This is a genomic window from Pseudomonas sp. GW821-FHT01E10, from assembly GCF_059422365.1.
This window is the reverse complement of record NZ_JBWKWT010000002.1, coordinates 68,767-88,207: the sequence shown is the minus strand read 5'-3', so window position 1 is coordinate 88,207 and position 19,441 is coordinate 68,767. Positions and strand designations below refer to the sequence as shown.

Annotated in this window: 10 protein-coding genes; 1 reads left to right on the top strand and 9 read right to left on the bottom strand. The window is 59.7% G+C overall.

The features are described 5' to 3' along the window. Positions 1 to 176: 176 nt before the first annotated feature. Complete coding sequence (locus AC07V0_RS04185; RefSeq protein ID WP_495019413.1) at positions 177 to 7,244, top strand: TcdA/TcdB pore-forming domain-containing protein; 7,068 nt, start codon at positions 177 to 179, stop codon at positions 7,242 to 7,244. A gap of 119 nt (positions 7,245 to 7,363) precedes the next feature. Here the strand turns inward: AC07V0_RS04185 and AC07V0_RS04180 are convergent, their stop codons facing one another. The 9 genes from AC07V0_RS04180 to accC all read right to left on the bottom strand — a co-directional run bounded on the left by AC07V0_RS04180 (position 7,364) and on the right by accC (position 19,435). Continuing rightward, positions 7,364 to 7,960: a MarC family protein gene (locus tag AC07V0_RS04180; protein WP_018928428.1), complete on the bottom strand. Its 597-nt coding sequence runs from the start codon at positions 7,958 to 7,960 to the stop codon at positions 7,364 to 7,366. 82 nt (positions 7,961 to 8,042) lie between these two features. Then, entirely contained in the window at positions 8,043 to 10,817 is a 2,775-nt protein-coding gene (locus tag AC07V0_RS04175; protein ID WP_018928427.1) for a hybrid sensor histidine kinase/response regulator, read from the bottom strand. A 99-nt stretch (positions 10,818 to 10,916) separates the two neighbouring features. Beyond that, positions 10,917 to 12,212 carry a phosphoribosylamine--glycine ligase gene (gene purD, locus AC07V0_RS04170; RefSeq protein WP_064616059.1) on the bottom strand — a complete coding sequence of 432 codons (1,296 nt, stop codon included), beginning with the start codon at positions 12,210 to 12,212 and terminating at the stop codon, positions 10,917 to 10,919. A 189-nt stretch (positions 12,213 to 12,401) separates the two neighbouring features. After that, entirely contained in the window at positions 12,402 to 14,009 is a 1,608-nt protein-coding gene (purH, locus tag AC07V0_RS04165; RefSeq protein ID WP_495019412.1) for a bifunctional phosphoribosylaminoimidazolecarboxamide formyltransferase/IMP cyclohydrolase, read from the bottom strand. 81 nt (positions 14,010 to 14,090) lie between these two features. Next, the gene (gene fis, locus AC07V0_RS04160; RefSeq protein WP_007907419.1) at positions 14,091 to 14,411 is read right to left on the bottom strand and encodes a DNA-binding transcriptional regulator Fis; all 321 of its coding nucleotides are present in this window, start codon (positions 14,409 to 14,411) and stop codon (positions 14,091 to 14,093) included. Next, positions 14,408 to 15,418, bottom strand: coding sequence for a tRNA dihydrouridine synthase DusB (gene dusB / locus AC07V0_RS04155; RefSeq protein WP_018928425.1), 1,011 nt, complete (start codon positions 15,416 to 15,418; stop codon positions 14,408 to 14,410). Before dusB ends, fis begins: the two co-directional genes overlap by 4 nt. Positions 15,419 to 15,603: 185 nt before the next feature. Then, complete coding sequence (locus AC07V0_RS04150; RefSeq protein WP_495019411.1) at positions 15,604 to 16,842, bottom strand: DUF3426 domain-containing protein; 1,239 nt, start codon at positions 16,840 to 16,842, stop codon at positions 15,604 to 15,606. Between the two features lie 30 nt (positions 16,843 to 16,872). Then, positions 16,873 to 17,751 (bottom strand): 50S ribosomal protein L11 methyltransferase, encoded by an 879-nt coding sequence (gene prmA / locus AC07V0_RS04145; RefSeq protein ID WP_018928423.1) that lies wholly within the window; start codon positions 17,749 to 17,751, stop codon positions 16,873 to 16,875. Between the two features lie 325 nt (positions 17,752 to 18,076). Continuing rightward, positions 18,077 to 19,435 carry an acetyl-CoA carboxylase biotin carboxylase subunit gene (gene accC, locus AC07V0_RS04140; protein WP_018928422.1) on the bottom strand — a complete coding sequence of 453 codons (1,359 nt, stop codon included), beginning with the start codon at positions 19,433 to 19,435 and terminating at the stop codon, positions 18,077 to 18,079. Between the last annotated feature and the right edge of the window lie 6 nt (positions 19,436 to 19,441).

Sequence of the window (19,441 nt, the reverse complement as noted above, 5' to 3'; positions counted from 1 at the left end):
TTTTTGTTTCTGCTTTATTGAAATTAATTGAATTTCTTCCTGTTTGAGCTTGCCTGTTTCAAGGCGTAGTTTTCAACTTCCAGGCCAAGATTTTAGATGCCCTGTTGTTTGAGTGTCTGTGCTTATTGGCTGGCCTATTCGTTGATAATTAAACCGAAACAGTAAACGGGATACGCATGCACGATATTGAGCGCCGAAACAAGGATGGTTATGTTGATTTTGTCAGTCTTTTCAAACTGGCGGATCTTGAGCGCGGATTGTCGTCGCATAAAGACAGTCCACACTACGAGGAACTATTGCGTTATTACTTTGCCTGTGTGGGGCTGCTGGAGTCGCCAAGACTGCTCGAACCGTTAGGGTTATTCAAACACACGCTGACACTGTTGCTGGGCAACAAGCGAGTCAAACGCAATCTTGATTCGCAGACGCCGGGCAATGCTGACGACACCGCGATGCAACTATCGCAGATACATGACGAAGTCGAACGGTATGAGTCGCGTCTTCGGTTCAGTGTGGAGCAGATGAACACAGTGGCGACGGAAGTTCCCAAGGTGTTGCATTTTGTCTGGCTCGGTGGCGGTCTCGGCGCCATTCAGCGCGATTACCTCAACCTATGGAAACAAGTATTGGCCGAGCATGGCTACACCCTCAATCTCTGGTATGACAGTGATGCGCTGCTGGCATATCAAACCAACAAACTGATTGTTGACGCCGCCAAGGCGCATGCCCTGACGCAGGTCGCAGACAAAAGTATCTCCGAAGATGAACTGGCAACCCTGTACGAGGAGCGCGCTATTGTTCTGAAGCAACAGATGTACGCACACATCAATGCGGCAGTGGCAAACGGTGAATCAGCCGATGAGGCACGGATGGATTTGCTGACTCGGGCCTACGGCCAGGATGCGGCGAAGCTGCAAGCGTTGAAGGAAAGCAATCACCGCAGTGTGCAGGACATGAACGGTTTCCAATTGCGCGATCTTGATGCGGCCGAGGTGCCGTTGCAATTACAGGGCATCTACGAACAGGAAATGCGATTACGCGGCAATCTGGCGGCGGCGTCCGATGTGGTGCGTGTTGAAGTTCTGTTTGGCGAAGGTGGCATCTATGCCGATGTGGATAACCTGCCGCCGTTATCGAGAACGCTGGGCGGAGTCGATATCCACGGTTTGGGTTCCGATGCGCATTTGGGGATTTTGCAGTTATTGCTCAATGACAATCCTGAATGGATGCCTGGGCGTCGGGCATCCTCCAGTTACATCGAGACGATTCCCCCTGAGCATTTGCCGGCACTGGAGGCTTTTGTAAAAAGCCGGCCGGGCCTGAGTGAGGTATTTCAGCCACCGGCAGATCGGTTGGCCCGACCCTTTATGCTGCGAGCGGCGTCGGAAGGCAGTTCGATAACGAATGCATTTCTGATGGCGCATCCCCGCTCGACGATTCTGCAAACCGTGCTCGAGCGTTTCCGGTTCAACTATGAGGTGATTGAGGCTTCGAACCGGTTGGCCGCCCGACGAGGCGTTGCTTTGAGCGATGTTGATGCCATGGCACCGCTGGTGCAGGAAGTGGTGGAAGGAACGTATGGGCCGCTGATTGAGCTGTCGATGGAAGAGGAAATATTTGCAGGGTTTCTGATCGATGCCATTGCGACCTACTTTCGCGACGGCATTCGGCTTCAGAGCGAAGGGACTATCTACCTGACCGGCCCTGGAGCCGTGCGTGATGGCATGGCCGATTACGCAAGAGCCCACTTTACCCCCTCGGTGGCTGAGGCCGTGCGCAAGGAGGCCGCCATTGCGCGCTACACGTCGGTCAACCGCGCCACCGAAGAAGAACTGGACCATTCCTGGAAGGACAATGAAACCGACCCTGATAAATGGGTCAGTAATGAGCAGAAACGCTGGCAGGAAGGCCAATACAAGACCCGTTACAGCGGCGATATCGCGCAATTGCTCAAAGGCCCGACGATTGAGTTCGAGCAGGGCTGGCCGGTGATCGAAGAGCGGCCGGTGCTGCTGACCCACGTGCTGGAGCGTTTGGTCGAAGGGCTGGGCGAGCCGTTCATGGCGGCGATGAGTCGGGGACACACTGGCGCTATCCGCTTCGAAGATCCACTGCCGCTGAGTTTTGATGATCGCCAGGCCATTCGTAATCAGCCCCTCGAATCGCAAGCCCCTGCTTTCCTGAACGATGGGAAAAGCCACAACCCGGGTGTCGATGAAGTGCTGAGCGACATCGCCAATGGCACCCGTCACTTCGTCGAGACGACCCCCTTGCAGAGGCTGTCGCTGGGGGTGTTGTTGGGGATGGACTCACTGCATAACCAACGCTTTGTGGAGTTCACCGGTGAGCTGGACAATCTGGCCAACAGCATGGTCGGGCAGGGCGCTTCAGGCCGTTACGCCGTCATTGAGCGGCAACTGTACAAGCGCGAGGCACCGGGATTCATCGCCAGTCTGAACAGTGATTCAGAACCGGCGCCGAGGGCGGCCGGCAGCGCACTTGAACTGAAAAAGGCTGCATTGACACAGGCGCGGACGGCGGGCCAGTGGGGGCGCCATGTGGCGCAAATCCAGCAAGTGGCGACCCTTGAACATCGCATGCAGATCGTCGAGAAGGTGGGGCAGATACTCGACGAGATCGAAGCCAGCAGCATCAAACTGGTTCCCCAGGATCTGCTGCTGCGCAGCGGTGGCGAGGCGGTTGGTGGTCGGTGCTACCCGTTGACCCTGGTGATGAGCGCGGCACTGCTGCAGGACGACATGGCCTCCCGGCAGTTGCGTGAACGTTTCTATCTGTCCGCCATCGATCCCGAGCAAGCTGATTCGGCAACCTTCCTTCAAGCGCTGGAAGAGCTGCGGGATGTGCAATTGAACGATGTAGGGGCACCGCTTGACCGCGCGGACCTGGATCAGGTCACTGCCGCTCTCGAGCAACATGAAGGCAGCCGCGCGCTGATGCTTAACTCCGACAATCATTCGATGCTGGTGGCCAAGACCGTAGAGGGCGATCACACCACTTATCATTTTTACGACCCCAACTTCGCGTTGTTCGAATTCGAGCAACCGGCCATGTTCAAGCGGGCGCTGGAATACTTTTTTCTGAAGCAAGGCATGGCACGGCATTACGCGGCCTATGGTTCGCAAGCCCGGCCGGAGTTTGACCTGATTGACCTGCATGGGGGAAAGGTGTCTGACTTGAAGCTGTCTGCCGGATTTGCCGTGGAGCAGCTACTGAAGTCCGAACCGTTGCCGGGAGCACCGCTGCGTCCGATTCGCCAGCGCCTGAACAGTGCCCGTGGGCAATCGCTGGTCAACAATTGGCATCTGGGCAGCAGTTTGCTGGAGCTCGATAGCCACTGGTGGGGACAGCAGATCGCACACGCCAGCGTCGGTTTGCAGGAGTTGCATGCGTCGGTAACGCCGCTGGTGCCGTTGTTCGAAACGCTGGAAATTACGCCCGAGGGTAAATATCGGGTGAGTCTGATCAATCCGTCAGACCCGGAACACGAGGTTCAGGTGATCAGCGGCGATCACCGTCTGTTGCGGATCAAGAATTGGCTGTCGGAACAGTTTTCGACCCTGGCGCGTAAACCGGCCGGGACGGGCGGTGTCGTGGATCCGACCGAGATCGGCAGTGTTCACACCCTCAACGCAGGGTTCGCCATTCAGGCGTTGATGAACGCGTTGCGTGGCCGGGAAGGGGAGGGCCGGACATTGACCACCGCCGTGCGCCTGCACGCTTACGTCAACTATGCCCAGTTGGTGCATGGCACCGTCGTGGATGTGGTTGGCCTGGTGCAGTTGGTTCGCACCGCGTTGAGAGAAGAGAAAATCATCGCTCGTACTTGCGCTCCGGTCGTCGGCGAAGCTTTGGGGCATGCAGCCGGTGAAGGTGTCGGCGCCGTATTGGGGCTGGCCAACGTCGGCTTTGATATTTATCAGCTGTCGACGGCGCAAAACGAAGTCGAGAAGGCCCAGTTCGGTACTCAATTGACATTCGATACCGCCAGCCTGGCGCTCACGGCAGGCGGTATCGGTGCAGGACTGGCCGGCGCATCGACCGCCGCTGCGGTGCTCGGTGGCGCCGGGGTGATTCTTGGTGGCCTGGCCATTGGTGTTGCTGCACTGGCCCAAGGGTTTGCCAGCATCTTGCGAGACGCCGAGGAGGTCGGCAAGTTCTTCGACGACATGGATCGGGGTTATCGCTCGCATGGCTACCGGTTCGATCACACCGTTGGCGCCTGGGTCGTGCGGCCTTCGCTGATCGTCCAGCGCATAGATCTGGGTGCTGGCAAGTTGCTGCTCGACAGCCCGAAGCTGTTTCCACTGCACGACCACTTTGGAGTGCCGGGTTTCGATGTTGATTACACGCGGGCGATCAATATCCGCCAGGAATTGAACCTGCCCGGTCAAAAAGAATTTGCACCGCCCACAGGGCAAGCCATTGTGCTGCCATGCACACCGCAAACCTTTTACGGCTATGAGTACAAGGCGCTGCCGTTCGCCTCCGCATTTCACGACCCTGGTTTTGACACGGCCCGGCGCCTTGAAAAAAAGCAAGCGGATGGTCAGCGGCTATTTCTGTTTACGTTCTATTCCTTTCCGTCGCATTACATCCTCCACCGCCTGAATCCGGTGTATCGCGAAACAGTCATCGAGGTGCAACTGGATGCGGTGGATCGTTCACTGGTGGTCCCCGTTTTGCCGGATGCCTGGCACGGTAAGCTGTCGTATGAGCTGACAGGCGCGGGGGGGAGCTGTTCATTGATGCTCAATCCCGGTGCAAGTATCCGTCTTGTCTCTCCAAGCCTGAAGCAATGCCGCTGGGTGTTGCAGGCAAGCTGGGCGAGTGAAAGTGACATCCGCATCGAGCCTTACGGCGAACTGTACATCGGTACTGTCCATGTGAAAATTTCCGGCAAAGGTCGTCATGAGGTGCTGATCCAGGTGGCGGATAAACAGTTGTTCAGCGTTGACCCTGGCAAACGCCAATTGGACATTCTCCAGCAGACAGCGCCTGAAGGACTCGATGAACAGGCATTGCTGGCGCACTACAAAGGCCTCGCGCAGGAGCATCGACTGGTATTGCCGTACACGCAGATCCATCGTTACCTGATTCCGTACGAGGCGCCGGACGAGCCCCGTTACACCAATGCCTGGTATGACTGCGCTGAAGATCGTTTCCTGTATATCCGCAACGAGACCGTCCTTGAGGCCGACGAGGCGCAGCTGTCGATGGTGGTCGAGGGTTCTGCTTATTTCTACCAACCGGAGGGCCACCAGATCTGGCAAGTCGATGCCGCCACAGGCTTGCTCAAGAATCGCTATCGCTTACTGCTAGAGGACAGCAAAGGCTCCATTCGCAGTATCGAAGCGGATGCTCATGGTGTGATTCATGTCGTGCAGGAGTACGTCACGGGCAATCAGGCCGCCAGGCAGTACCGTTACCTGATTCATGAAGGTCGATTGCTGTTGAGTTCCGTGACTCACGATATGGCGCGGGAACTGCAGGCGTTGGTGTTTGCCAGCGAAACGCTGGCCGACTGGTCATCGGTGTTCGGCAAGTATGTGTCTTTCAATCCTGTTCCTGAGCGGGACGGCTTCACAACGGTCGACTGGCAGCCGGCGCCTTACGTTTCGATCTGTTGGAAGTTTGACCCGGATCGGCGAGACATGGCGTGGGTTCGCAGTCGCGATCAATTGCTCATTCATCCGCTGCCCCGACCTCAACACGCGCGTGGCTGGGCCGATTCGATCAAGCACCTGAACGATCTGATGCTGTTGCCGATGGCCGATGACAGCGACATATTCTTCATTTACGACCGACTCGCCCAGACCCTTTGCCGACTGCAACGGACCGTGACAGAGGGCAAGGGACAATGGGCCCACCAATGGGTGCAGCCCGCCGGGCTCAAGCAGGTCGTGGCCGTCGAGAGCGGCTATGTGGCACTCGATGAGGAGGGGCTGTTTTTCAACCTGACCGCGCAAGGCGAGGTGCAGCTGGGCGGCCTGAGCGAGCAGTGGCTCAACGGCCGCGCCCAGTGGTGGCAGGCGCTGGAGCCGATTGCCGAGCGTTACCCAGGCAAAAATATTGCCATTGTCGGCCTGCGCAATTTCGCCGATAACGGCAACGTGGGTGCCTGGTATGTGAGTAACCGCCTGGTGCTGTGCGATCCGGGACTCGACAAGGAAATTCGCCTGCTTGGCGTTACCCCGGACAATCAGGCGGTCTGGCTGTTCGATCTGTCCAGCGGTGAAATCTGGAATCAGACGTTCATCGATCCGCAGCAACTTGATCAGGCATTCGGCACGGGCTCGCGATTGTTACTGGGCGACAGGTTGCCGGCTCATCAACCAGAGTGGGCGGATTGGCGTTTTGCCGACGTGACCATCGAGGGCGCCGGCTTGCGTGGGACAACCGTTGACGGCGTACTGCTCGAACTCCGCCATCAAGAGGTGGAGATCATCACTGGCGTCAGCCACGACTGGGTGAGCGCCCATGGCGAACACTTGATCGAAAGTCTCCAGGCGTTACTGGAAACGACGGAACATGCCGAATTTGTATCTGTGGAGTCCGAACCCGGCAGCTTGCAGTGGTATGCCGTCCAAAGCGCCCGGTTGATCCGGATTACCGGTAAGGATCTGCCCGCAGATTATTCGCTGCTGGGCGCTCAAGGCCGGGTCAATGTGTTGCTGCATGAGGCCCGGGAAGGACGGGTGCGTGTGTATCCGGACAGGCGAAGCATCGGGCCGTTCGATTATGTCCAGCGCAACGCCGAAGTGCTGGTTGTCGAAGGAGAAAAGACCCTGGGTGATCTCCTGCCGCTGATTCCCGATGACGTCAATACGTTGATTCTGCGATTGGGGCAGGGTGCCGTGACTTATCGCCTGACGAAGGCTGTCTGGCTGAGGCTCGACTCAGTCATCGTCGACTGCCGGCACGCACTGGGTGAAGTGCCGGCCATTCCAGGCAAATTGATCTGGGCCTTCGATGATCCGCAAAGATTGCTGTTCGAGATTGTTCAGGAACATCTGGTCATCGTTGACCCGGACAGTGAGCACAGTCTGATCTTCCGTGATGTGTGTTCCGTCGACCCGGCATTGCGCGGTGATGTGTTCCTAGCGTTTGAAAAGCTGCAATCCCATCCGGTATCGATGTTCGTGGCGCGGTTGCGCGACAGGAAAGAAAAAAACGGCAGTGCAACGCTGCAGGAGTTGTTGGCGGAGCCGGCAGTCGCAGGATAAGCAGCGACTGGCGCCGGGTTCATGAAAAAAGGCCGCGAACGATTCCGTTCGCGGCCTTTGACATGATGGGGGCGGTGTGGCGATCACCACGCTCACGGGATGACGGAGTTGTTCGCCTATCAGGGCACCAGATAGCCTTTTACGCCGGTAAAGATGATCTGTGCTGCCAGCGCACAGACAAAAAGTCCCATCAAGCGACTGACGATTTGCAGGCCCTGATCGCCAAGAATCCGCTCGATACGGTTCGACAAGTAAAGCACCACCCCCACCGTGAAACTGGCCAGGGCAATGCTGAGGATCGCGGTGAGTTTGTCGTCCCAGTGCGGTTGGCTGACACCCATCACCAACAGCGCACCGATGGTGCCCGGGCCGACGGTCAGGGGGATGGTCAGCGGGACGATGGTCACGTCTTGCTGCACGTTGTCGGTTTGCACCACCGACTTACCCTGGGCCATGCCCAGCGCCGAGATGAATAGCACGCTGCCGGCGCCGATGCGAAATGCATCCACGGTAATGCCGAACACGTCAAATATCACCCTCCCGAACAGGTACAGCAAGACGCTGGAAACCAGTGTGGCAATTGCCACTTTCCAGGCCAGGCGACGTTGTTCCTTGCGCGAATAACCGCGGCTCAGACTGATGAAACAGGACAACACGAAGAACGGGCTGTAGAGCACCAGCATCTTCAGATAAACGCTGAATAACACGTGGAGCATAATGTCGGCTCGCGGCAGGAGATTGTTGGAGCGGAGTCTATCAGCCGGTTTAGAAAGTTGTCGGCGCGCGACGGGAGATTGCTCAGAACGTCGAAGCCGTACGATTCTGATGATCGCGCTGGGCAACCCAATGCTCGATCAGGTCGCGCAACTGCGACAGCTCGACCGGTTTGGCCATGTGCCCGTCCATGCCGGCCTGACGCGCGCGCTCTTTGTGCTCGGCGAGGATGTGCGCGGTCAACGCCACCACGGGGGTGCGAATCCGCTGGTTGCCGACTTCCCAGGCACGCAATTGCTGGGTGGCGGAGAAGCCGTCAAGGATTGGCATTTCGCAGTCCATCAGCACCAGGTCGTAACGCTGGGCCTTCATTGCCACCAAGGCTTCTTCGCCATTGCTGGCGGTATCCGGTTGCAGGTTGAGCTTGCCCAGCATGCCGCGGATGACCTTGGTCGAGATGCTGTTGTCTTCGGCCACCAGGATGCGGAAGTCGCTGGGCACCTTGACCGGAAGGGTAGGGCCGGTGGGCAGGTGCTGCGAGGTCGCCGGGCCGTTGTTGCGCTGGTTCAGTTCGTCCGCCAGGGTGGTCTTGAGGGTGTAGCCGGCCACTGGCTTGGCGAGGATGCGCTTGATCCCGGAGTTGCGCGCGATGATCTTGCTCGGCGCGTTGCTGATGCCGGTGAGCATGATCAGCAGAATGTCGTGGTTCAGGCTCGGGTCTTCCTTGATCTTGGCGGCCAGTTGCATGCCGGTCATACCGGGCATGTTCTGGTCCAGCAGGACCACGTCGAAATAATCGCGCAGGTGGGCCTTGGTGCGCAGCAGCGCCAGGGCCTCCTTGCCGGAGGGTACGGCGCTGACGTTCAGGCCCCAGGCGCTGCACTGCTGCACCAGCACCTTGCGACAGGTGTCGTTGTCGTCCACGACCAGTACGCGTGCGCCTTGCAACGGACTGTCCAGGTCCGAGGTCGGATGCTCGAGACGGTCCGGGTCCAGTGGCAGGGTCAGCCACAATGTGCTGCCTTGGTTGGCGCCGCTCTTGATGCCGAATTCGCCCTGCATCAAACGGATCAGCTGACGGGCAATCACCAGCCCCAGATTGCCCCCCAGGCTGGTGGCCGAGAGGAAATGCTTGCTGTGCAGCTCGGCGTGCATCAGTGCGTCGCGTTCTTCAGCCTCCATCGGCTGGCCGCTGTCCTGCACGGCGATGCGCAGCCGCGGTTTGGCGCTGCGTTCATCCAGGGCGACAACGATCAGAATCTCGCCTTCGTCGGTTTTCTTCAGGGCGTTTTCCAGCAGGCTCAGCAGGGTCTGGCGCAGGCGCGTCGGATCGCCGCTGATGACGCGCGGTACCTGTGGCTGGATAAAGCTGATCAGCTCGATGTTCTGTTGTTCGGCCTTGGCGCGGAAGATGCTCAGGCAGTCTTCGATCAGGGCATTGAGGTCGAACTGCACATCGTCCAGCTCGATCTGTCCGGACTCGAGCTTGGAGATGTCGAGAATTTCGTTGATCAGTGTCAGCAGTTCGTTGCCGGCGCTATGGATGGTTTGCACATAGTCGCGCTGCTTGACCGACAGCGGTGTGCCCAGCAGCAGTTCGGTCATGCCCAGCACACCATTCATCGGGGTGCGGATTTCGTGGCTGATTTTCGCCAGGAATTCAGCTTTGGCGTTTATTTCGGCATTGCTGGCAGCCAGGTCGCGACTGACGCTGAAACGGTCTTCGGTGATGCTACGCTGTCGCTCGCCCAGGGCCACACTCATCAACAGGCCACTGATACAGATAAACACCAGCAGGGTGATGATCAGGCCTTGCGGGGCGACAAGGGTCAGCCCCTGCAGCGCCGGCAGGATAATCAACGTGCCAAGGTTGAATACCACCATGGCCGCCACGAACAGGCGAGCCGGGCGATAACCTTTTTGCCAGTGATGGGCGCTGACGAACAACATGCTCAGGCCGGCCAGGGCAACCAGTGCGTACGTGATCAGGTTCAGCGGCAGGGTGTTGACGAACAACAGCAGCAGGCCGCAGGCCACGATGAACAGGATGTCCCCCAGCAGCAGCTTGTTCAGCGGGTGCGGGCCGAGCGGGGCGAAAAAACGGTAGGCGAACATCAGGCCGCAAGGTGCGGTCAGCAGCAAGGCAAGATAGGCACCGGGTGTTTGTACGACGGACCAGTTCGGCAACCATGGTCGGGCCAGGTTCAGCAGCAGCACCAGGCTGAGCAGCAACAACCCTTCGCACGCTGCCAGCCAGAGGCTGCTGCGCGAGCGGGTGTAGGTGTAGCGGGTCAGGTTATGCAGGATCAGCATCCCGAGACAGCCAAAGAGCAGACCGTAGATCAACGTCTGGTTCTGAGTGGCTGCGCTCATGACCGCCGATTGCAGGGTGATGTAAGGCCGAAACTGGTGTTCGGAGACCAGTCGCATATAGACGTCGAGGGTTTTGTCGCTTTGCGGCAGCGGCAACATGAAGTCGTTGCCGGGCAGGGGGCGCTCAGCCTGAGGCTGCCCGGTGCCGGTATTCAATTGATCGATCAGCTGGTCGCCATCGAGCACATACAGATTGAGGTGCGACAGGTCGGGAGCGAACACCCTCAGCAACTGTTCGTGTTTGCCGGGTGCCAGCCTGAAACGCAGCCACAGCGCACCGTCAGGCCCGGCTGCGGTGAGGCGGTCGAGTTCAACGGGGCTGAATTGATTGGTGTAGCGGCCGGAGCGGATGTCGCTCAGCTGCAGATCGCCCTGTTCGTCGAGCAATACCGCCCAGCCACTGCCTTGCGAGGCCTGGGCCGGGAGCATGCAGAGCAAGGTCAGCAGAGTGACGGTGAAGCCTATGGCAATCCTGAGCCAGCGCACGGCGAAATCCCTTCGTAGGTTGATGCCAGAATATAACTATGCGCGGCGCCGGAATAGTCCGGCAAGGGCTGCAAGCCCTTGCCTGGCCGAATGGATGGCTTATTCCTGATTTTCGCCACGCTCGCGGGCAATGGCACGGTAGCCAATGTCCTTACGATAGAAGCAGCCTTCCCAGTCGATTTTAGCCGCCAGTTTGTAAGCCTGCTGCTGGGCTGTGTCGACGCTGGTGCCCATGGCGGTTGCGCACAGTACCCGACCACCGGCCGTCACCACCTGACCGTCCTTGAGTGCAGTGCCAGCGTGGAAGACTTTGCCTTCCAGTGCCGCGGCTGCATCCAGACCGTTGATGGCAACGCCTTTGGCGTAGTCACCCGGGTAACCGCCAGCGGCCAATACGATACCGACGCTCGGACGTGGATCCCACTGTGCTTCGACCTTGTCCAGCGCTTGCGCCAGGGCCGCTTCGACCAGCAACACCAGGCTCGACTGCAAACGCAGCATCACCGGTTGGGTCTCAGGATCGCCGAAACGGCAGTTGAACTCGATAACTTTTGGGTTACCAGCCTTGTCGATCATCAAGCCGGCATAGAGGAAACCGGTGTAAACATTGCCTTCCTCGGCCATGCCGCGCACGGTTGGCCAGATCACCAGGTCCATGACCCGCTGATGGACTTCGGCGGTGACGACCGGTGCCGGGGAGTAGGCGCCCATGCCGCCGGTGTTCGGACCGGTGTCGCCGTCGCCGACGCGTTTGTGGTCCTGGCTGGTGGCCATCGGCAGCACGTTCTTGCCGTCGACCATGACGATGAAGCTGGCTTCTTCGCCGTCCAGGAACTCCTCGATGACCACGCGGGAGCCGGCATCGCCAAACGCGTTGCCAGCGAGCATGTCGCGCACCGCGTCTTCAGCTTCAGCCAATGTCATGGCCACGATCACGCCTTTGCCGGCGGCCAGGCCATCGGCCTTGATCACGATCGGTGCGCCTTTTTCACGCAGATAAGCCAGGGCCGGCTCGATCTCGGTGAAGTTCTGGTAGTCGGCGGTCGGGATCTTGTGACGCGCCAGGAAATCCTTGGTAAAGGCTTTCGAACCTTCCAGTTGCGCGGCACCTGCGGTCGGGCCGAAGCAATCCAGGCCACGGGAGCGGAACAGGTCGACAACGCCTGCAACCAGCGGCACTTCCGGGCCGACGATGGTGAGGGAAACGTTTTTCTCCGCGAAATCTGCAAGCTGCTCGAGGGCCAGCACGTCGATGGCGACGTTCTCGCACTTGGCTTCAATGGCGGTGCCTGCGTTGCCCGGGGCAACGAACACTTTCTGCACGCGCGGATCCTGAGCCACTTTCCAGGCCAGGGCGTGTTCACGGCCACCGCTGCCAATGATCAAAACATTCATTTCAAAAACCTCGGATGACGCTAATTCTGTTTTGGAACCTAAAGCGCTTCACGCCGTAGGAGGTCGCAATGAAGCCGGTAGATGCAAGGCGGAGTCGACCTCGATGAGCGGAGTTGCCTTTTGGCAATGAGCATCATCGAGGTCGGCTCCAACGCAGCAGGTACCGGGTTCAGTGCGGCCGTTGTCTTATTAGTGACGGAAGTGGCGCATGCCGGTGAAGACCATGGCGATGCCGGCTTCATCAGCTGCCGCAATCACTTCGTTATCACGCATCGAGCCACCTGGCTGGATCACCGCAGTGATACCGACCTTGGCTGCGTTGTCGATGCCGTCGCGGAACGGGAAGAACGCATCCGACGCCATGACCGCGCCCTGCACTTGCAAGCCGGCATGTTCAGCCTTGATCGCGGCGATACGCGCGGAGTTCACGCGGCTCATCTGGCCGGCGCCGACACCGATGGTCTGACGGCTCTTGGCGTAGACGATGGCGTTGGACTTGACGTACTTGGCGACTTTCCAGGCGAAGATCAGGTCGTTGATTTCCTGCTCGGTTGGCGCGCGCTTGGTCACCACTTTCAGGTCTTCGCTGCCGATCATGCCGATGTCGCGGCTCTGTACCAGCAAACCGCCGTTGACGCGTTTGTAGTCCCAGGCTGGAACGCGGTCAGCCGACCACTCGCCGCAGGCCAGCAGGCGTACGTTGGCTTTGGCGGCCACGATGGCGCGGGCTTCTGCGCTGACGGATGGGGCGATGATCACTTCGACGAACTGACGCTCGACGATGGCCTTGGCGGTTTCAGCATCCAGCTCGCGGTTGAACGCGATGATGCCGCCGAACGCCGACTCGGTGTCGGTGGCGTAGGCCAGTTCGTAGGCTTGACGGATGCCGCCTTCGGCGTCCGGGCTCACGGCCACGCCGCACGGGTTGGCGTGCTTGACGATCACGCAGGCCGGCTTGACGAAGCTCTTCACGCATTCCAGCGCGGCGTCGGTGTCGGCCACGTTGTTGTACGACAGCTCTTTGCCTTGCAGTTGGGTCGCGGTGGCGATGCCGACTTCGGCAGGCTTGGCTTCAACGTAGAACGCCGCGCTCTGGTGCGGGTTCTCGCCGTAGCGCATTTCCTGAGCCTTGATGAACTGGCTGTTGAAGGTGCGCGGGAATTCGCTGCGGCCGGAGGTCGAGAGGGTTTCAGCCGCCTGGTTCACGGTGCCCATGTAGTTGGCGATCATGCCGTCGTAGGCGGCGGTGTGTTCGAAGGCCTTGAGCATCAGGTCGAAACGCTGAGCGTAGGTCAGGCCGCCGGCCTTGAGGCTTTCCAGAACGTTGGCGTAATCGCTGGCGTTCACCACGATGGCCACGTCTTTGTGGTTTTTTGCCGCCGAACGGACCATGGTCGGGCCGCCGATGTCGATGTTCTCGATGGCAGTCGGCAGGTCGCAGCCTGGCTTGTTGATGGTGGCTTCGAACGGGTACAGGTTGACCGCTACCAGATCGATCGGCTTGATGCCGTGCTCGCTCATGATGGCGTCGTCGATACCGCGACGACCAAGGATCCCGCCGTGGATTTTCGGGTGCAGGGTTTTCACCCGGCCGTCCATCATTTCTGCGAAACCGGTGTAATCCGCGACTTCCACTGCGGCAACACCATTGTCGCGCAGCAGCTTGAACGTCCCGCCGGTGGAGAGGATCTCTACGCCCAGGGCTTCGAGCTCTTTGGCGAATTCAAGGATCCCGGTCTTGTCGGAAACGCTGATCAAGGCGCGGCGGATCGGCAGGCGGGTAGTCTGGTCGGTCATCTCAATTTCCATCAAAAGCAAAGGAGTCAGCAAAAAAGGCGACCGGTTTTACGTGGGCGCCTTTCTGGTTTGATTGAATGCTTACAGCAAATCGTACTGCTTGAGTTTCTTGCGCAGGGTGCCCCGGTTCAGTCCGAGCAGCTCACTGGCCTTGGTCTGGTTGCCCTTGACGTAGTTCATCACGCATTCGAGCAGGGGGGCCTCGACTTCGGAGAGCACCAGGTTGTACACATCCGTGACGGCAGCGCCCTCAAGGTGGGCGAAATAATTGTGCAGCGCCTTCTCGACACTCCCGCGAAGGGTCTGACCTTCTTCGCTCGGTGTATTGAGGTGCTGTTTCAAATTCACGTTGTCGCTCACGGGTGTTGTTCCACTCACTAAAGTCTCGGTCATCATCGTCATGCGGCCACCCCTTCTCCGTCCCCTGTCAGGCTCTTGTAACGTTCGGCGAAGAAGCCTCGAACGTAGGCGCATTGTGCTTCCGTATCTTCCAAACGATTGAAGTGGGCGCGAAACTCCCTGGCGCCCGGCAAGGTTGCGAGATACCAGCCCACATGCTTGCGAGCTATGCGCACGCCCATGACGTCGCCATAGAAGGCATGCAGCGCGGCCAGATGCTCAAGCAGAATACATTCCACCTCGATCAGTTCCGGTGCCGGGAGTTTTTCACCGGTACGCAGATAATGGTCGATTTCACGAAAAATCCATGGCTGCCCCTGGGCAGCCCGGCCCACCAACAGGCCATCGGCACCGGTCGCGTCGAGCACGTACCGGGCTTTCTCGGGCGAATCGATATCGCCATTGGCGAAGACCGGAATCGACACCGCCTGCTTGATCGCGGCAATGGTGTCGTACTCAGCTTCCCCGGTGTACAGGTCGGCACGCGTGCGGCCATGTACGGCCAACGCCGTGATGCCTGCCTGTTCGGCGATCTTCGCCACCGTCAGACCGTTCTTGTTCGCCCGGTCCCAGCCGGTGCGGATCTTCAGGGTGACCGGCACATCGACCGCAGCCACCACGGCCTGCAGGATCTCGGTCACCAATGCTTCATCTTTCAACAGTGCGGAACCGGCGGCCTTGTTGCAGACCTTCTTCGCCGGACAGCCCATGTTGATATCAATAATCTGTGCGCCCAGCTCGACGTTGGCCCGGGCCGCATCCGCCAGCATCTGCGCATCTCCGCCGGCGATCTGTACCGAGCGGGGCTCGGGATCGCCTTCGTGGATCATGCGCATCCGCGATTTGCGGGTGTTCCACAAGCTCATGTCGCTGGTGACCATTTCCGAGACTACAAGTCCTGCGCCCAATCGTTTGCACAGCTGACGAAAGGGCTGGTCGGTGACGCCCGCCATGGGGGCGAGGATCAAGCCGTTGTGCAATGTATATGGACCGATGCGTACCGCCGACATAGGACTTCCCTGTTGTGGGGCCGGATCATGAGAGTTCGAAAAAGGGTTGGCATGATACCCGCTCTCGATGACTGGATAAAGGCTGAATTGAACAAAATCTGAACAACTAATTCGTTATCGCCAGCGGTTTGGTTTGAACGGTCAAAGTCAGGAAACCGCCGTCAAGCCTGCAACGCTTGAGTGTTTCACTCGGGCGAATGGAAGCTCAGGCTGTAGTTCACCGCTTTGGGGCCTGGGTCGAGAATGTCCAGCGCGATGTGGATCGGCGTTTGCGGCGGCATTTCGGCCAGGCCTTCGAGATCGCCGTTGAGGTACTCGCCGGGCTTGAAGCGACGGCTGGCGATCAGGTGGCCGTTGAGGTCGGCAAAGCGCAGCTCCAGCAGCGGGAACGGCTGGGAGAAGGGCGCACGGTTATAAATGATGGCATCGACCACCAGCGCCCCGTTGAAGTCCGGGTGGCTGCGGACCACCAGATTGCTGCTTTTGACTTTCGCGATGTCGACCTTGGACGGCACTGTGCAACCGATGTGCGGGCAGAGTTGCTGGAACCACGGACGATACTGGTCCTGGCGCGCCAGTTCGTCGAAGTGGTAGGCGACGTACTGGCCAACGAGGCCGGCGGCGCCGAGCAGGATCAGCAGCAGCCAGAAAAAGCGCCGACCCCAGGGGGAGCGGCGTTTTTGCCAATCCAGTTGCAGCGGGTCGTCGGTCAGGTCCTGCAGCACTTCAGCGCGCATGGCCGGTTCGCTGCGTTCGCGTCGCTTGCGCAGGGGCTCGACGGAGGGCAGGTCATCGTCGATCTCGTCGTCATCGGTTTTCGCCGACAGGCTGCCAAAAGGGATCGGGGCGTCGAGCGGGTCGTGCAGGCGCAGCTGCTGTATCTCGGGCTCATCGTCCAGCGGCACGGGCTCCATGGACAGCGAAGGCTCGGTGCGCGAGTGTTTGCTTGGCTCGATCGTCGGTTCGACCATCGGTGATGGCGTCTGCACGTCGGCGGCTTGCGCACGATCGGCGGCCGACTCACTGAAGAGACTGTCGGGCCAAGGGGCTTCGTCGTGTTCGGTGCTGTCGCGACGAGCACTGAGGCTGTCTTCGCGGGGGTGACCGAACTCCGTCGTCGGCTGGATTTCCCGCTGTTCGAGCCGGGCGAGCTCTTCGTCCAGGTCCAGGCTGTCCAGGTCCATCTCGGCCGCGGTCCATTGCTTTTGGCTGATGGCCCGCTGCACGGGCGGTTCTACGGGCGCCGATGCAGCCGGTTTTACCGCTTCCTTGCCGGCCCGTTGCTCAAGCAACTGCCTGGCGGCGTTGAACACCTGCAAGCACGAGCCGCAACGAACCACCCCACGGGCCACGCTCAACTGAGCGTGGCTGACGCGGAAGCTGGTTTGGCAATGCGGGCATTGGGTGACGAAGCTATCGGTCATGCGGCAATCCGGTTTATGCAGGCGCTCATTCTAGCGCCGACGGCCAGTGATGCGTACCCAGCCGTCGCGATTGGCGATCGGATCCAGATCGAAGTCCCGGGCATAGGCAGCGGCAACCTCTTCGCCCTGTTCGGCGAGGATGCCCGACAGTGCCAGGCGACCGCCGGACTTGACCAGGCTGGACAGTTGCGGCGCCAGGGAAACCAGCGGGCCGGCGAGGATATTGGCGACCAGTACGTCGGCTTGAACCTGCGGCAAATCTTCCGGCAGATAGAGCGGGAACAGCTCGTCGGCAATGTTGTTGCGTCCGGCGTTGTCGCGGGAGGCCTCCAGGGCTTGCACATCGATATCGGTGCCGACGGCTTGTTTGGCGCCCAGCAACAGGGCGGCAATCGCCAGAATCCCCGAGCCGCAGCCGAAATCCAGCACGTTGCAGTCTTTCAGGTCCTGGCCATCGAGCCATTCCAGGCACAGCGCGGTGGTCGGGTGAGTGCCGGTGCCGAACGCCAGGCCCGGGTCCAGTAGCAGGTTCACCGCGTCAGGCTCAGGGGCGGCGTGCCAGCTCGGGACAATCCACAGGCGCTGACCGAAGCGCATCGGCTGGAAGCCATCCATCCAGCTGCGTTCCCAGTCCTGGTCTTCGATCACTTCGCTGTGATGCTCGGGCAGCGGGCTGCCGGTCAGCAACTCCAGGTGGGCCAGCACGCTGGCGGCGTCAGTGCCGCCTTCGAACAAGGCCAGCAGGTGTGTGTGCGACCACAGCGGAGTGGTGTTGAGTTCCGGCTCGAAGATCGGCTGATCTTCGGCGTCCATGAAGGTCACCGATACGGCGCCCACTTCAAGGAAAGCGTCTTCGTAGGTTTCGGCTTGTTCTGGGCTGATGGCGAGACGGACTTGCAGCCAAGGCATGGCGGGCACCTTTGAAAAATATAGATTGCAGCCTAGCGGGCTGCGAGAAGCGCGCAAGTTTACGCGAGCGCGCGGCAGAAGACGACCGGGTTGCCATCCAATAGCGGAGACGTCGGTCTCTGTGGCGAGGGAGCTTGCTCCCGCTGGAGCGCGAAGCGGTCCCAAAATGGCAGATACGGCTCTGTCTGACACAACTCGGATGAATGGTCTTGCGGCTGCTGCGTAACCGAGCGGGAGCAAGCTCCCTCGCCACAAGGTTTCCGGGCGGCATCTCCAGAAACAACAAAGCCGCCCGAAGGCGGCCTTGTCATGTTCCGGCTGAAGCTTAGTGCTTCTCGCCAGCCAGCTTGTGCTCGAGGTAGTGAATGTTCACCCCCCCTTTGCAGAAGCCTTCGTCACGGGTCAGATCACGGTGCAGCGGGATGTTGGTCTTGATCCCGTCGACAACGATCTCGTCCAGCGCATTACGCATGCGCGCCATGGCTTCGTCACGGGTTGCGCCGTAGGTGATCAGCTTGCCGATCAACGAGTCGTAGTTCGGCGGAACGGCATAGCCACTGTACAGGTGCGAATCGACGCGAACGCCGTTGCCGCCTGGTGCGTGGAAATGCTTGACCGTGCCTGGGCTCGGCATGAACGTTTTCGGGTCTTCGGCGTTGATCCGGCATTCCAGCGCGTGACCGCGGATGACCACGTCATCCTGGGTGAACGACAGCTTGTTGCCGGCGGCGATGCTGAGCATCTCCTTGACGATGTCGATGCCGGTGACCATTTCCGATACCGGGTGCTCTACCTGGACACGAGTGTTCATCTCGATGAAGTAGAAGCGGCCGTTCTCGTACAGGAACTCGAAAGTGCCGGCGCCACGGTAGCCGATGTCGATGCAAGCCTTGACGCAACGGGCGAGGACTTCCTCGCGCGCGTTCTCGTCGATACCCGGTGCCGGCGCTTCTTCGAGAACCTTCTGGTGACGACGTTGCAGCGAGCAGTCGCGGTCGCCCAGATGGATGGCGTGGCCCTGACCGTCGGAAAGCACCTGAACTTCCACGTGACGTGGGTTGGTCAGGAATTTTTCCAGATAGACCATCGGGTTGCCGAACGCTGCGCCCGCTTCGGAGCGGGTCAGTTTCGCCGAGGAGATCAGGTCTTCTTCTTTGTGCACCACGCGCATGCCACGACCACCGCCGCCGCCAGCGGCTTTGATGATCACCGGATAACCGACTTCGCGACCAATGCGCAGAGCGGTTTCTTCGTCTTCAGGCAGTGGGCCGTCGGAGCCCGGAACAGTTGGAACGCCAGCGGCGATCATGGCGTGCTTGGCCGATACCTTGTCGCCCATCAGGCGGATGGTATCGGCTTTCGGGCCAATGAACGCGAAACCGGAGTTCTCGACCTGTTCGGCAAAGTCGGCGTTTTCCGCAAGGAAGCCGTAGCCTGGGTGAATGGCGGTAGCGCCGGTCACTTCAGCAGCGGCGATGATGGCCGGAATGTGCAGGTAGGAGTGAGCGGCGGAGGCCGGACCGATGCAGACGGATTCGTCTGCCAGGCCCAGGTGCATCAGCTCTTTGTCGGCCTTGGAGTAAACGGCGACGGTCTTGATGCCCATTTCCTTGCAGGCACGCAGAATCCGCAGGGCGATCTCACCGCGGTTGGCGATCAGAACTTTTTCCAACTTCGCAGTCATCAAAGG

Coding starts and splice junctions, on each gene's coding strand:
- AC07V0_RS04185 (WP_495019413.1), top strand. CDS start 177: ATGCACGATATTGAGCGCCGAAACAAGGATGGTTATGTTGATTTTGTC.
- AC07V0_RS04180 (WP_018928428.1), bottom strand. CDS start 7,960: ATGCTCCACGTGTTATTCAGCGTTTATCTGAAGATGCTGGTGCTCTAC.
- purD (WP_064616059.1), bottom strand. CDS start 12,212: ATGAATGTTTTGATCATTGGCAGCGGTGGCCGTGAACACGCCCTGGCC.
- purH (WP_495019412.1), bottom strand. CDS start 14,009: ATGACCGACCAGACTACCCGCCTGCCGATCCGCCGCGCCTTGATCAGC.
- fis (WP_007907419.1), bottom strand. CDS start 14,411: ATGACGATGATGACCGAGACTTTAGTGAGTGGAACAACACCCGTGAGC.
- dusB (WP_018928425.1), bottom strand. CDS start 15,418: ATGTCGGCGGTACGCATCGGTCCATATACATTGCACAACGGCTTGATC.
- AC07V0_RS04150 (WP_495019411.1), bottom strand. CDS start 16,842: ATGACCGATAGCTTCGTCACCCAATGCCCGCATTGCCAAACCAGCTTC.
- prmA (WP_018928423.1), bottom strand. CDS start 17,751: ATGCCTTGGCTGCAAGTCCGTCTCGCCATCAGCCCAGAACAAGCCGAA.
- accC (WP_018928422.1), bottom strand. CDS start 19,435: ATGACTGCGAAGTTGGAAAAAGTTCTGATCGCCAACCGCGGTGAGATC.